We start from the raw sequence: 13,406 nt of genomic DNA on the forward strand, positions 1-13,406 counted from the left end.
AGGTCGGAGGGCTTTTCGGTGCGGACCTGCACGCCCGGCATCACGTTCATCACGGGAGTCGTACCGGCAGGTGTTGCCGTAAACGTAGAACCGATACCGCCGACGGCGATGCCCGTGGTGGAGGGCGTCGTGGAAAGCGGGGTGTACCACGGCTGGATAAATTCCACGGCGAGGCCCGGTGTCATGAGTTTCTGGACGGAACCGGCCTGTTTTGCGCCGGCGAGATAATCTTTGATGCTCATAGTGTAATCCATGATGAGGGTTTAATTTTCGTGGTAAAAGTTACAAATTATGAGAGGAAAGGGCTCGCCGAAAAACAAAAAAGTGTTTACAAAACGGAACTCGGACGAAAAAAGTATTATCTTTAGGGCATGAACAAACTTATGTCTTATCTCATTCTTGGCCTGCTTGTCATCGTGGCGTTCGCGCTTCTCAAGACGTTCGTCATTCCGCCCGAGATTACGGTCAAGGAATGGTTCGTGTATTTGACTGCGGCGGTGACCGTACTGGCTGTCGTTGTTCCCTGCGTTATTTATTATTTGCGTACGCCTCCCGGAATTGACCATAAATAATCCGGTGAATCGTTTCCGCTTTCTTTTGCCGTTCGTCTAAAAAATTATATTTGGCCGCATGTTGAAAATCGGAGTGATGGCTTCCGGTGGTGGAAGCAATTTTAAAGCTATTATTGAACGTATTGGTGAGGGTGACCTCGAAGCTCAGTGCAAGTTCCTGATTACGAACAACGGAACGTGCGGTGCGGTTTCGCTTGCTGGGGAATACGGCATACCTGTATATCATATTTCTGGAAAGACTCATCCGGAGCGTGCGGACTACGAAGCCGCGCTTCTGGAAGTTCTCGACCGTTACGATGTGGACCTGTTGATTCTGGCGGGCTACATGAAGGCTTTGCCTCCGTGCATGATTGCGCGTATGCCCGATCGCATCCTGAACATCCATCCGTCGCTCTTGCCCAAGTTCGGCGGGAAGGGATTCTGGGGAATCCACGTGCACGAGGCTGTCCTGGCCGCACACGAGAAGGAATCTGGCCCGACGGTGCACCTGGTGAGCGAGGAAATTGACAAGGGTCGCATTCTTGCGCAGGTGAAGGTGCCCGTGCTGGAAGGCGATACGCCCGAAGTGCTTGCCGCCCGTGTGCTCGAACAGGAACACAACCTGTATTGGAAGACCATCCGCGACTATGCCGCGACGTTGGGACTGTCCTAAAGCATTATGAAGTTCAAACTGCCCGAATTTCTGGAAGATGTCTCCACGCCGATTGAAGGCGAGGTTGCCATGCGGAAGTTTGCCTGCGATATCGCGGGTTCGGGCTGTTCGCGCTCGTTAGACCTCTTCGCCGCAGAAGAAGCCCCGCGTGCCGATATCCTGGTGGGAATTGACGAGGTGGGGCGTGGCCCGCTTGCCGGCCCCGTGGTGGCATGTGCCGCCGTGCTCAAGGCCCCAGATATCATGCCTGCCCTGAACGATTCGAAGAAGCTTTCGCGAAAAAAGCGCGAGGCGATGTTCGACGACGTGAAGGATGCGTGCGCCTGCTATGCGATTGCAAGCGCTTCTGTCGAAGAAATCGACAAGATGAATATTCTGGAGGCGGATTTTTTGGCGATGCGCCGCGCCCTGCAGGCGCTGGGCTTGCCGGGAATATCCGAATCCGCGCCCGAGATTCCGGTGGAAGTGAAGGGAAGTTTTGCCGAAGTTGCCGGCAAGCCGGTCCCCCGTGTGTTCATCGCGGTCGACGGCAACCTGAAGATTCGCAACGTCCCTGCCGAAATGCAGATGCCCGTGGTGAAGGGGGACGGGCGCATCGCGAGCATTTCGGCTGCCTCCATCCTGGCGAAGGTTTTCCGTGACCGCTATATGGACAAGCTTGCCGAAACCTATCCGGCATATGGTTTCGAGAAAAATGCGGGCTACGGTTCGAAGACTCATCTCGACGCCATTCGTAAATTCGGGTTTACACCGGAGCATCGCAGAAGTTTCCACGTCAAGGAACTGGACTGCGCATGCAGTGACAATTAGGGCCGTTTTTAGGTTCTTAAGTTGGTCTTAAAAAAATCTTTTTGCTACATTGGGTTCGGGGTGGTTGTTCCCGCCCGAAGTTTTATTTGAGGAGGTTCCTTTGAACAATTCTATACCTCTTGTACAGATGGTACTTCAGTCCGATATCGCGACGATTGTAGTGCTGTGCATATTGGCTATCATGTCTCTCGGTTCCTGGGGCATTATCATCGTGAAGTTCTTCACCTACCGCAGGAGCAAGCACGCCAACGCTGAATTCTTCCGCAAGTTCAGCACGGTGACCCAGTTCGTGCAGCTGCAGGGCCTTTGCGAGACCGCCGAGGACAGTGCGCTGCGCCGCCTGACGGCCGAAGTGCTGAAAGAGGCCTCCAAATTCAGTAATTTCGTGAGTTACGACTCCATCCAGCACCGTGCATCGCTCCTGGAAGACACCATCCAGCGTTCCATCGAAGGCCTGCGCCTTACCGAAGACCGCTACCTGAGCTTCCTCGCTACGAGTTCGAACCTGGCCCCGTTCTTCGGTCTCTTGGGTACGGTGTGGGGCATCATGATCGCATTCTTCCAGATCGGCCAGCACGGTTCCGCCGACCTTAGCGTCGTCGCCCCGGGTATCGCTATGGCCTTGATTACCACGGTGGGCGGCCTTGTGGTCGCTATCCCGGCATCTGCGGGCTATAACTATTTCACCAGCTGCAACGGCCAGAACGAAATCTCTTACTTCAACTTCGGTTCCCAGGTGTTGAGCCTGTTCAAGCGCGGCGACTTGCTCGCCCTCGAAGAAGTTGCCGGCTAGGAGGCTTAGGTGAAGCGTAGCCGCGGAAAAGAACTCAAGCAGGAGATGAACCTCACGAACATGATTGATATCGTGTTCTCGATTCTCATCGTGTTCATCATCTCTGCGCCGCTCATGAGTCAGGGCGTGAAGGTCGACCTGCCGAAGGCCGAAGCCCCGACTATGGAGCAGGAAAAACTATTGAAGGTGTCCATCACGAAGGACGAGGAAATCTACATCGCCGACATGCAGGTGGATTTCGACAGCTTCAACAGGGTGTTCAAGTCGCTCTGGAACGGAGAGATGGCGGTTGTCATCAATTCCGACGAAACCGTCCAGTACGGACTGGTGATGAAGGTCGTGACCAAGGTGCAGAAACTGGGAGTCACGAAACTCGGATTCCTCACCATGAACCCCAAAGAAAAACCGGGTAAATGAGCAAGCAGGAAGACAGAATTCAGTATTTTAGCTCGGACGTGGATTCCACGCTCGTGAAGATAATCGTAGTTGCGGTTATCTTCCATTTCGCCATTGTCGCCTTCTTTATCGGGCTGCATTACGTGAACATGAAGCCCGAGCCCGAGATGATACCCGTGTTCGAGATGGTGCAGGTGGCGCAGCCCCCGAAGCCCAGACCGGTGCAGCCCAGGCCGGAACCGAAACCCAAGACCGAGCCGCCTAAACCTAAGGTGAACAAAGAATTGCCGCCCGAGATAAAGCCGGAACCGGAAGAGAAGCCCGAGGAGGTGCACGAGGAAGTGCCGCCAGAACCGGAGCCGGAACCGGAACCGCAGGAAGACTTCGACGTGGACGATCTCGACCTGCCGAAGGCCGTGGAGGCGTCCAGCCTGAACCCCGTTGGCTCGGTCGACATGGATCCGCTGATGCAGGTCTATCTGGAACAGTTGAAGAAGATTATCATGAGCAACTTCAAGCCGCCCAAGGATTTGAAGGTGGGCCGCGACGCCAAGACTACGGTTCAGTTCCAGGTGGACCGTTTTGGCGGGATTACCGCGGTGATCTTGAAGCGCTCGTCAGGCAACAAGGCGTGGGACCACCTCTCGGTACGTGCCGTGCAGATTTCGAAGGTTCCCGAACTTCCGCCGAACTACCGCGCACCGAGCCTGGTGTTGCATTTCAACTTTACGCCCAACTAGGACATGACGATGAACTTTTCGAACGAGGATTGCAAGGAAATGAAGCATAGGAATTCGCTGTTAGGCGTATTGGTTTTCTTCTTTCTTCTCTTTGCCCCGGTAGCAAGTTTCGCAGCCATCGATACGATTGCGGTGGATGTGGGAATTTCTGTTTTCAAGACGATGCCCATCGGCATTGTGCCTTTCGAGGAGAAGGGCGCGATTGACTGGGTCGAAGAACAACCGCACAAGATTCTCACGCGCGACGCGAACCTTTCTGGCCGGTTCGACGTGGTGGCGTCCCCGAAGTTCGACCTTGCGAAGTTCAGCCGCGAGCATGCGGATTACTACATGACGGGCAAGGTGGAAAATGCGGGTGCGGGCAGGCTCCGCGTGCAGTGTTTCCTCTATGTCTCCAAGTCGAAGACGCTCCGCCTGGGCGAAAGCTACACGATTCCGCAGAAGGAATTGCGCCGTGCGATTCACGAGTTCTTCGACAAGGCGACTCTTGCCATTTGCGGCGAACGCGGCGTGGCGAGCACGAAGCTTGCCTATGTCTCGAAGATTGACGGAGTCAAGCAGGTCGTGGTCTCGGACTACGACGGCTTCCACCGCAGCCAGGTGACGCGCGATTCTACCATCAGCATGATGCCCGTGTGGAAACGCGGGAACAAGGGACTGGTGTACGTGAATTTCAAGACGCACAGGCCGCGCCTGTACGAGAAGAATTTCGGGGGTGCGGAACATCCGCTGTTCCCGCAGTTCGACCAGACTTATAGCCCCGCGGTGAACCCTGTGACGGGCGAACTGCTGTTCTCTTCGACGGTCGACGGCAAGACGGACTTGTACGTGGGCAACACGGAGACGGGGAAGGCGCGCAAGTTCGCCTACCTGAAGAGCAACCAGACGAGCCCCGCCTGGAGCCCGCGTGCGGCCGAAGTGCTGTTTACGAGCGACCGTGGCGGCAGCCCGCAGATTTTCGTGATGGGCCGCGACGGGAGCGACCTACGCCGCGTGACCTTCATGGGACGTTACAACGAGCGGGCGAGCTGGTCTCCGGAAGGCGACCGCATCGTCTATACCTCGATGGACAACGGCAAGATGAACATCTATACCTGCGCGCTTGACGGGAGTGATATCGTGCAGCTCACGAACAACGCTGGTAACAACGAACACCCGACTTGGTCGCCCGACGGCAAGCTCATTGCCTTCTCGAGCAACAGGAGCGGGACATACCAGATCTACATCATGAGGAAGGACGGGGCGAACGTGACCCGCATTACCAATTCGGGCGAGAACACCGCTCCGACCTGGTCTTTCTTCAACGAAGGGATTAACAACAAAAAGGAAGGTAACAAATGAAGTTATATGCAAAAATCGCCATGATTTCTTGTGCGGCGAGCCTCGCTCTCGTAGCCTGCTCCAAGAACAATCCGCCCGAGACGAACCCGCAGCCCGAGGCCGCTCCGGCCGCCGTGGCACCCGCACCTGAGGCCGCACCCGCTGCCCCCGCTGTGAACGAGGATTCCCTCGCCGCTGAACGCGCTCGCCTGGAAGCTGAACGCCTCGAAGCCGAACGCGCCCGCCTCGAAGCGCTTATCAACCAGATCATGAGCGAAGACGTGTACTTCGATTTCGACCGTTCGGAACTTACCGAAAAGGCTAAGGAACTCCTGGCCCAGGTGGGCGAACTCCTGCTCAAGGAAACTCGCTTCACGGTCACGATTGAAGGCCACACGGATGCCCGCGGTACCGAAGACTACAACTTCACTCTCGGTGCGAAGCGCGCCATGAAGGTGAAGGAATTCCTGAGCGCCTACGGCATCGAAGGCAAGCGCATGGAATCCGTCAGCTACGGCAAGGAAGCTCCGAAGGCTCAGGGCGAGACCGAAGAGGCCTATTCCCAGAACCGCCGCGCGAACTTCCGCGTGAATATCCAGCCGTAATTTAGAGATTAGTCAGGTCATTGGCCAATGGTCGTTGGTTGACCGAGAGGTGCCGAAGGCACAATCGTGAAACTGGCGACTGATAACGAACAACTAATAACTAGTGTAGAAAATGAATAAACTTGCTATAGGAATGCTCTCGGTCGCCATTGCGCTTGTCGGGTGCTCTAGGATTACGATGCTCCGCACCGAAGAAATGAGGAACGTCGGAACGGACGTGCAGGTTTCCGTGAAGGGAAATCTCGATTCCGCAATGCATAGGCTTCGCTCGGACAACAAGGCGCTTCGCAAGCGTCTCGATTCCCTCAAGGCGGAACTGGAAGCGTCGGCTGTGGCGCAGAAGCGCATGATGGCCGAAATCACCATGCTTTCGCGCCGCATGAGCGATGAATCCGAACGTAACGATTCCAGACAGGAAGAAATCATCTACCGCCTGGACATGCTGCTCGGAAAGTCCGACAAAATTCTTGCGAAGAAGGTCGTGGTGAGCGGTGCCCCGCAGGCGCCTCTCTCGCTCGATAGCCTGGAGCGCGAAGCCGAGAAACTGGTGGAAGCAGAGGCGACGTTCAATACGGCGCGTTCCGATTTCCATAGCGGCGAATTCAAGCTCGCGTTCAAGGGCTTCAAGCAGGTTTACGAACAAATGAAGACCGGCGAACTGGCTGAAAATTCTCTCTACTGGATGGGCCTCTGCCTGACGGAAGTGAATCAGAGGGATAAGGCGAAGAAAATCTTTACGAACCTGTCAGAAACCTTCCCTGACGGGGCGAAAGCCTGTCCCGCTATATTCAAGCTGGCCAACCTCTATGGCGAGGAATGCGATATCCAGTCGCAGAAGCAGTACCTCCAGAAGCTCCTTTCCAAGAAGTCCTGCGAAAAGACGGGCGAGTTCGAACAGTCCGCCGAAATCCTGCAGGAAATTCTCGAAAAGGAAGAGAAAACCGCTGCCGGCGAAAAGGTGGAGGCTTGCGTGCCTGTGTCTCGTGCCCCGGCGTCGGGTTCTAAATAACCGGCTCTAAGTAACCGGAAAAGACATTAAAAAAGTCCGACGGGAAACCGCCGGATTTTTTTTATGCTGTCGAGCCGCTTGGAACTGTTACGGTTCGTCGGCGTCGATGACTACGCGTTGCACTTCTGCGCCGAGCTTCGCCATCTTGGCTTCGAAATCTTCGTAACCGCGGTCGAGGTGGTAGATGCGGCTGATTTTGGTTTCGCCTTCGGCGATGAGGGCGGCGAGCACGAGAGCGGCGCTGGCGCGGAGGTCGGAACCCATCACTTCGGCGCCTTCGAGCGGAAGCCCGCCCTTGATGGTGGCGGTGTTCCCGCTGAGCGTGATGTTTGCGCCCAGGCGTTCCATTTCGGCCACGTGCTTGAAGCGGTCGTTATAGACGGTGTCCTGGATGACGCTGTTGCCCGGCACGGAAAGCAGTGTCGCCATGAGGGGCGCCTGCATGTCGGTGGGGTATCCCGGGAAGGGGAGCGTCTGGATGGTGATGGGCTTGAGTTCCTGCCCGCGGGCGTCGACTTCTGCCCAGTCGGGACCTACGGTCACCTTGCAGTTCATGTCGCGGAAAGCGTCGAGCGTAGAGGCGATGTGTTCGGGAATGATCTTGTTGACCCTCACGCGGCCACGCGTAATGGCTGCACCGCAAAGGAATGTGCCGGCCTCGATGCGGTCGGGAATGGTGAAGCCATTACCAGGGCGTAGGGCTTCTACGCCCTGCACCGTCAGGGTGCGCGTGCCGCGGCCCTGAATCTTTGCGCCCATCGAGACGAGGAAGTCCACCAGGTTGTCAATTTCGGGTTCGAGGGCCGCATTCTGCAGCACGCTTGTACCCTTGGCGAGCGTAGCCGCCATGAGCACGTTCACCGTGGCGCCAACGCTCGAAATCGGGAAATGGAATGTACCGCCGGGGAGCCTGCCTTCACAGGTGGCTTCCACGTAACCGCGGGTAAGGGTGATCTTTGCACCGAGCGCCTCGAGCCCCTTCAGGTGCAAGTCCACAGGTCTCGGGCCCCAGGCGCATCCGCCAGGCAGCGAGACGCGGCAGCGTCCGAATCGGGCGACGAGAGGGCCGAGCACGTAGAAGCTCGCGCGCATGGTCTTCACGAGTTCATAGGGCGCTTCCAGGTGGTCGGCGCCGCGGGTGTCAATCCTTAAGCAGTGCGCTTCTCCGCTGATGCGGCAACCGATGACGCGCAACACGTCGCTCATCGTCTTCATGTCCTTCAGGTGCGGGACGTTCGTGATTTCGGAGACTCCGTCGGCGAGGAGGGCTGCTGCCATCACGGCGAGCACGGCGTTCTTCGCACCGGAAATTTCTACTTCCCCATCCAGGGGCTTCTTGACTTGCGGAACGATAAACTGGTACATATTTTTAGTCGGTAGTTATTAGTTTCTAGTTGCTTTTTTCTTCGGGCTCGGATTTGCTCTTCTCTTTCGGAGTGTCAAATACGACGAACGTGCGTGCAATCCAGTCGTGCAGGGCACGGCGCTTGGGGTCGAAAAGGACAATCAGGTAGCCGAAACCGTAAATGAACTGCGAGAGGATGCTGCAAAGGTAGCGTACAATGGAGGTGCTCCAGGAAAGCTTGTTGCCCTCCGGCGTTTCCACGTGGATGTGGAGGAACATCTTGCCGGGTGTCGCCGAGAATATGGCATGGAACACGATGAAGTAAATGGCCTGGATCATGCTCCAGATGGTGATGAGCGATCCGACTCCCGGGGCTTGCACCAACTTGTTTATAGATTCCTGCGACATCGGGTTCTGGAAATAGTCTTGTGCCGCCTGCTGGATGGCGTCCAGGTCGTAGATTCCCGCCTGCGCCAGGATAAAGAGCACGATTCCGCCGGCAAATCCCAAGATAAAGTTGTCTGTAATGAGGGCCGCGGCTCGGATGAAAAAGCCGGCGAACGCCTTTTTCTGCTTGTTGCTCTCGATAATCTGTTCGAGGGCCTTGATGGTGTTCTCGAGTATCTCTTCTTGCTCGGGATTGTTCTCGAAATAGTCCTTTTCGAGGTTGTCGACGGCTTCTTTCCACGTAATCCAGTTCTCTAGGCCGCTGTGCCAAACCAGGGTTTCGCTTGTTATTTTACCCTGTTTTTCGAATTCACGGATATCGTCGATGGAATAGGGACCTTGTCTGCGATCTCCGTCGGTAATGCTTTCGTCTATAAAGAACCACTTCATACGTGCTCCAAAGATAGAAAAAAATGGACCCGAAGTTCGGTGGAAAAAGGCATGCGTTTCAACCAAAATGCCGCGAATTTACTAAATTTCGCGCCATGAGAATGTATAAGCCGGGGCAACGTTTCGTTAGCCAGTCAGAACCGGAATTGGGTCTTGGAGTCGTTTCCGAGGTTCAGGGCCGTACCGTCAAGTTTTTGTTTCCGCTTGTGGGGGAGGTGCGACTCTACCGCACAGACAATGCTCCCGTCGACAGGTTCATTTTGCAGCCGGGCGAAACCGTAAAGAACGACAAGGGTGTTTCTTTCGCAGTGGAAAGCCTCCGCGAGGTGGATGACCTGGTGGTCTACGTGGGCCGTGGTGGCCGCGAGATGAAGGAAGCCGACCTTACCGCAAAGCAGATGGCTAGGCCTTCCGACCTGTTCCGCGCCCTGACTAGCATCGGCAAAGGGCCGAAATCCGACGAAAGCCCGACCGGCAATGTCGCTGACGTGTCTTCGAAGGCGTTCGAACGCCGCCGCCGCGCCATGGAACTTTCGTGCATGTGGAAGTCTTCGCCCGTGCGTGGCATGATTGGCCCGCGCGTGAGCATGATTCCTCACCAGTACTACCTGTGCCACCGTGCCTGTAGCGAATCCGCACTTCCGCGCCTTATGCTGAGCGACGAAGTCGGCCTCGGAAAGACTATCGAGGCGGGTATGATATGGCATGCCCTGAGCATGCGCGGCCGAGTTTCCCGTACGCTCATCATTGTGCCCGAGACCTTGAAGCACCAGTGGATGGTCGAAATGAAGCGCCGCTTCAACCAGCTCTTTACGCTGGTGGACGAAGGCTATATCCGCGGGTTGTTCGTCGGTGTCGCCAAGGACGAGACCAAGCCGAACCCGTTCTTGCAGAGCAACAACATCATCGTCGCGATTGATTTTTTGATTGGCCAGCCCGCACTTATCGAGGACTTGCTCAAGACGCAGTGGGACATGACCATCATCGACGAGGCGCACCACCTGGTTTGCGAAGACGGCTTTACGAGCCACGAGTACATGCTGGCAAATGCCGTGCTTGCGCGTTCGAAGGGCGTGCTGCTTTTGACGGGAACGCCGCTCCAGCTGCATCCTGAAAGTCAGTTCAACCGCCTGAAGATGCTCGATCCGGCCCGATTTGCCGATTACAACGCCTTTATCAAGGAGCAGGAAGAATACCGCAAGTTGGTGAACGACCTCTCCAAGCTCCCGACCGACCCGAATCACAGGATGAACTGGGAAGACCTGTACGACTGCGTCCCCAAGAATTCGAAGATCCGCCCGTGGCTCGAACAGGAAAACTCGAAGTCCATGACCGCAGGCGAGTGGATTCGCCGTATCGTGGACGGCATGGGTACGGGTTCCGTGGTGTTCCGCAATACGCGTAAGGGCGTGGGCGGATTCCCGAAGCGCAAACTCGACGAGATTTGCCTTGAACCGAACCCGAGATACCGCGAAATGGTGGAGGCCGCAGCCGAAAACGACTTGGATTCCTCTACGGACATCCAGGAGAACGGACTCCTGTGCACGCGCTATTCCGATGGCTGGGAACTCGATGAACGCATCGTGTGGCTCAAGGAATTTTTGAAGGAACACCGCAACGACAAGATTCTCCTCATTTGCGAATCTATCCAGGTGGTGCTCGCGCTGGAATCCATCCTCACGGATTACCTGGGTGAGGGCGCGTTCTCCATGTTCCATGAGGACATGACCATCATGGCCCGAGACAAGGCCGCCGCGAATTTCAGCAAGAAGAACGGCGCAAACCTGCTCATCGCCTCTGAAATCGGTTCCGAAGGCCGCAATTTCCAGTTCTCGCACCATTTGGTGCTGTTCGACCTCCCGCTCGACGCGGCGCTTGTGGAACAGCGTATCGGGCGCCTGGACCGCATCGGCCAGACCGAAGATATCATCGTGCACGTGCCTTACGTGAAGGGCTCCGGACAGGAAGTCATGTTCCGCTGGTACAACGATGGCCTGAACGCTTTCGGCGCACCCCTCATGAGCGGCGGCGAACTCTTCCTCAAGTACACGGACAGCCTGATTGAGGCTCTTGCCGACCCGAGGCACGGGCTTGAAAACTTTGTCGAGAACGTCATCCCGCAGGTTCGCAAGGACTGCGAGGCGATGCGCAAGAATATCGAGAAGGGCCGCGACCGCCTGCTGGAATACAATTCCCGCAATCCCGAGAAGGCGAAGGAAATTACGGACGAGGTCCTCAACATCGACGCGCAGACGGAACTGAAGGATTTGCTCCTGGAATCCCTGCATGCCCGTGGGCTCGACGTGGACGGAAGCGCCATTGCCGGCTGCTGCGTGATTACGCAGGGCCCGCAAATCGAGGATGGCTCCATCGCCGGCATGCCGAGCCGCGGACTTGTCGCCGCGCAGAGCGAAGAAGACGAGCAGGGCTCCGACAACATCTGCCTTACGGCGACGTTTGACCGCAATGTGGCTATGGTGCACGACGAAGTGGATTTCTTGAGCCTCGAGCATCCGCTGGCGCAGGGCATGATAGATTTTGAGACGGGCGTGAACCACGGAAACGTGGCTTGCTGTATTTGGCCGAATTCCGGCCTGCGCGGTCTCATGATGCAGTACGATTTTGTGGTGGAACTGCCGGTGCCCGAAGAATGGGGCGTTACCGACATCGTGGGGCCGCGCTACGTGTGCGCGCTCGTCGATGCTTCGGGCGTGGACCAGTCCGAGCATTTGGAGGCGCTGTCGAAGGCCGAAGTTCGCGACGTGAACGTGCCGCAGGGCAACAAGGCCGTCGATGCGACCTTGAGGTATTTTGCGAAGGAAGGCCTTGCGATTGCGAAAAAGGCGGTTAGCGGTTTTGCCAAGGAGTATGCCGACAAGGCCGCAAGCGCAGTCGAGGCGCGTGCCGAGCAGGAATACCAGCGCATGAACCACTTGCTTACCATGCGAGGCAAGGCGGCGGGCAGCGCCGAACTCAAGCAGCTCCGCAAGAACGTGGGTGACCGCAAGAAGATTGTCGCGACCCCGCAGCTCCGATTGGATGCAATCAGGCTGCTGGTGTGCCGATAAACGTAAAAAAGCCGTTTTGAATGTAAAATGTGCTAGCGGTGCTTGCAATTTGTAAGCAACGGATATAAATTAATAATGTTAACTTCTAGCCTGGTTTTTTAGCCGGGCTCATGGTGTATGGGTATAGATTGGGGAGGCTATATGAAAGCGGTGTTAGCTTGTGTCGTTTTCCTCGCCGCCTCGGCGTGGTCCGATGTAAACCTTATTTGGACGCAGTTTCAGTTTGAAAAAGGGTATTTGGAAGTAGACACTGCAAAAATTTGCAATGTGGATACGACCTATATCAACTGCTCGCTGGACAAAGGTCTTGCGTACTATTCTACGATGGATACCTCCTTCGCAGTGCTTTTCAATCCGCTAATCACAAAGGTGCAGATTTTTAAATACTTGAACGAAGAGGAACGAAAAGAAGTCGCTGCGGGGAGAGGCGTCAAGTTGACTGCTGTCTTGCGTTATGAGTTTATGAAGTGGCAGGAGTGGGGTATTATCAAGATGACAAAGGATAGTGCCCAACGTTTGCTGGATCGTATCTTGCCGGAATCGAGAGATGTTCAGGGCCGTAAAATTATCCATAAGAAGGTTTGCGACGAGGAAATGATCTCGGCATGCCAAGGAGAGATCCTTTGGGGTGGGAGTGGTTTACCCGATGTTTCCGAAGAGGATATGGCGCGCCTTCCGCAGAAAAAGGTTTTGGCAGACACGTCGGCAAAAACTCCGGTAGGTGAGCAACCGAAGGATTCCGCAAGTGTTCAGCAGAGTGGTTCTGCGGATGTGACGACTCCTGATTCTACGGATAAGCCGCTCTTCATTTCGCGCGGGGCTCCGGTGGACGGTTCTTTGCTGGGCCTGCGTTACAGCGAGTTCGACGTGAACGGAGTCTTTATCCGCAGCGGCATCTGGCAGGGTTCGCTGAAGGCGACTGGTTCAACTAGGGTAGTTCGGTTCGAAAACGGCAAGACGGCGATTTTCCGCTAGTTCTTGTGCTAAAAAGGAGAAAACATGAAACTGATATCAATGTGCGTTCTGCTTCTCGCTGTTTTTGCATGGTCCAATATTTTCTCTATTGATGCGGGTGTTAGTTTTGAGAAAGGGTATCTAGAAATCGATACGACAAAAACGTGCAATGTCGATACGTCCTATATCAACTGTTCGCTGGAAAATGGTTTGGCATATTACTCGACATTGGATACTGCTGTCGCAGTGTTCTTTATGCCTCGTATTGCACAAGCTTCTGTCTATGCCTTGCAATCAAATCCGAA

The 13,406-nt window shown here is 55.6% G+C and carries 15 protein-coding genes; 12 read left to right on the plus strand and 3 right to left on the minus strand.

The window, feature by feature from the left end:
- A partial coding sequence (locus IK012_RS01475; protein WP_290949582.1) for a hypothetical protein occupies nucleotides 1-242 on the minus strand: 242 nt, incomplete at its 3' end.
- A gap of 129 nt (nucleotides 243-371) precedes the next feature.
- Between IK012_RS01475 and IK012_RS01480 the strand changes: the two genes are divergently transcribed.
- The 9 genes from IK012_RS01480 (at nucleotide 372) to IK012_RS01520 (ending at nucleotide 6,897) form a co-directional block, all read left to right on the plus strand.
- On the plus strand, nucleotides 372-572 hold the full coding sequence (locus IK012_RS01480) for a hypothetical protein (RefSeq protein WP_173384383.1): 201 nt from the start codon (nucleotides 372-374) through the stop codon (nucleotides 570-572).
- 58 nt (nucleotides 573-630) lie between these two features.
- The gene (gene purN / locus IK012_RS01485) at nucleotides 631-1,224 is read left to right on the plus strand and encodes a phosphoribosylglycinamide formyltransferase (RefSeq protein WP_290949586.1); all 594 of its coding nucleotides are present in this window, start codon (nucleotides 631-633) and stop codon (nucleotides 1,222-1,224) included.
- Between the two features lie 6 nt (nucleotides 1,225-1,230).
- Entirely contained in the window at nucleotides 1,231-2,034 is an 804-nt protein-coding gene (locus IK012_RS01490) for a ribonuclease HII (protein WP_290949588.1), read from the plus strand.
- 100 nt (nucleotides 2,035-2,134) lie between these two features.
- On the plus strand, nucleotides 2,135-2,827 hold the full coding sequence (locus tag IK012_RS01495; RefSeq protein WP_144063796.1) for a MotA/TolQ/ExbB proton channel family protein: 693 nt from the start codon (nucleotides 2,135-2,137) through the stop codon (nucleotides 2,825-2,827).
- Nucleotides 2,828-2,836: 9 nt separating this feature from the next.
- Nucleotides 2,837-3,244: a biopolymer transporter ExbD gene (locus IK012_RS01500; protein ID WP_173343029.1), complete on the plus strand. Its 408-nt coding sequence runs from the start codon at nucleotides 2,837-2,839 to the stop codon at nucleotides 3,242-3,244.
- The gene (locus IK012_RS01505; RefSeq protein ID WP_173379397.1) at nucleotides 3,241-3,963 is read left to right on the plus strand and encodes an energy transducer TonB; all 723 of its coding nucleotides are present in this window, start codon (nucleotides 3,241-3,243) and stop codon (nucleotides 3,961-3,963) included. Before IK012_RS01500 ends, IK012_RS01505 begins: the two co-directional genes overlap by 4 nt.
- 9 nt (nucleotides 3,964-3,972) lie before the next feature.
- Nucleotides 3,973-5,304, plus strand: coding sequence for a translocation protein TolB (locus IK012_RS01510; protein WP_290949592.1), 1,332 nt, complete (start codon nucleotides 3,973-3,975; stop codon nucleotides 5,302-5,304).
- Nucleotides 5,301-5,888, plus strand: coding sequence for an OmpA family protein (locus IK012_RS01515; protein ID WP_173379396.1), 588 nt, complete (start codon nucleotides 5,301-5,303; stop codon nucleotides 5,886-5,888). The genes IK012_RS01510 and IK012_RS01515 overlap by 4 nt, the downstream gene beginning before the upstream one ends.
- Before the next feature lie 112 nt (nucleotides 5,889-6,000).
- Nucleotides 6,001-6,897 (plus strand): tetratricopeptide repeat protein, encoded by an 897-nt coding sequence (locus tag IK012_RS01520; RefSeq protein ID WP_290949595.1) that lies wholly within the window; start codon nucleotides 6,001-6,003, stop codon nucleotides 6,895-6,897.
- 87 nt (nucleotides 6,898-6,984) lie between these two features.
- Here the strand turns inward: IK012_RS01520 and murA are convergent, their stop codons facing one another.
- Both murA and IK012_RS01530 read right to left on the minus strand, forming a co-directional pair.
- Nucleotides 6,985-8,262 (minus strand): UDP-N-acetylglucosamine 1-carboxyvinyltransferase, encoded by a 1,278-nt coding sequence (murA, locus tag IK012_RS01525; RefSeq protein WP_290949597.1) that lies wholly within the window; start codon nucleotides 8,260-8,262, stop codon nucleotides 6,985-6,987.
- Between the two features lie 25 nt (nucleotides 8,263-8,287).
- On the minus strand, nucleotides 8,288-9,079 hold the full coding sequence (locus IK012_RS01530; protein WP_290949599.1) for an RDD family protein: 792 nt from the start codon (nucleotides 9,077-9,079) through the stop codon (nucleotides 8,288-8,290).
- Nucleotides 9,080-9,174: 95 nt separating this feature from the next.
- Here IK012_RS01530 and rapA point away from each other — a divergent pair, with 95 nt between their 5' ends.
- From rapA to IK012_RS01545, 3 genes are all read left to right on the plus strand, one after another.
- Nucleotides 9,175-12,147, plus strand: a complete 2,973-nt coding sequence (gene rapA / locus IK012_RS01535; RefSeq protein ID WP_290949601.1) for an RNA polymerase-associated protein RapA — start codon at nucleotides 9,175-9,177, stop codon at nucleotides 12,145-12,147.
- A 267-nt stretch (nucleotides 12,148-12,414) separates the two neighbouring features.
- Nucleotides 12,415-13,122 (plus strand): hypothetical protein, encoded by a 708-nt coding sequence (locus IK012_RS01540; protein ID WP_290949603.1) that lies wholly within the window; start codon nucleotides 12,415-12,417, stop codon nucleotides 13,120-13,122.
- Between the two features lie 24 nt (nucleotides 13,123-13,146).
- Nucleotides 13,147-13,406: hypothetical protein (locus tag IK012_RS01545; RefSeq protein WP_290949605.1), on the plus strand; the 260-nt coding region annotated here is incomplete at its 3' end.

Source organism: Fibrobacter sp., from assembly GCF_017551775.1.
Classification (GTDB): Bacteria; Fibrobacterota; Fibrobacteria; order Fibrobacterales; family Fibrobacteraceae; genus Fibrobacter.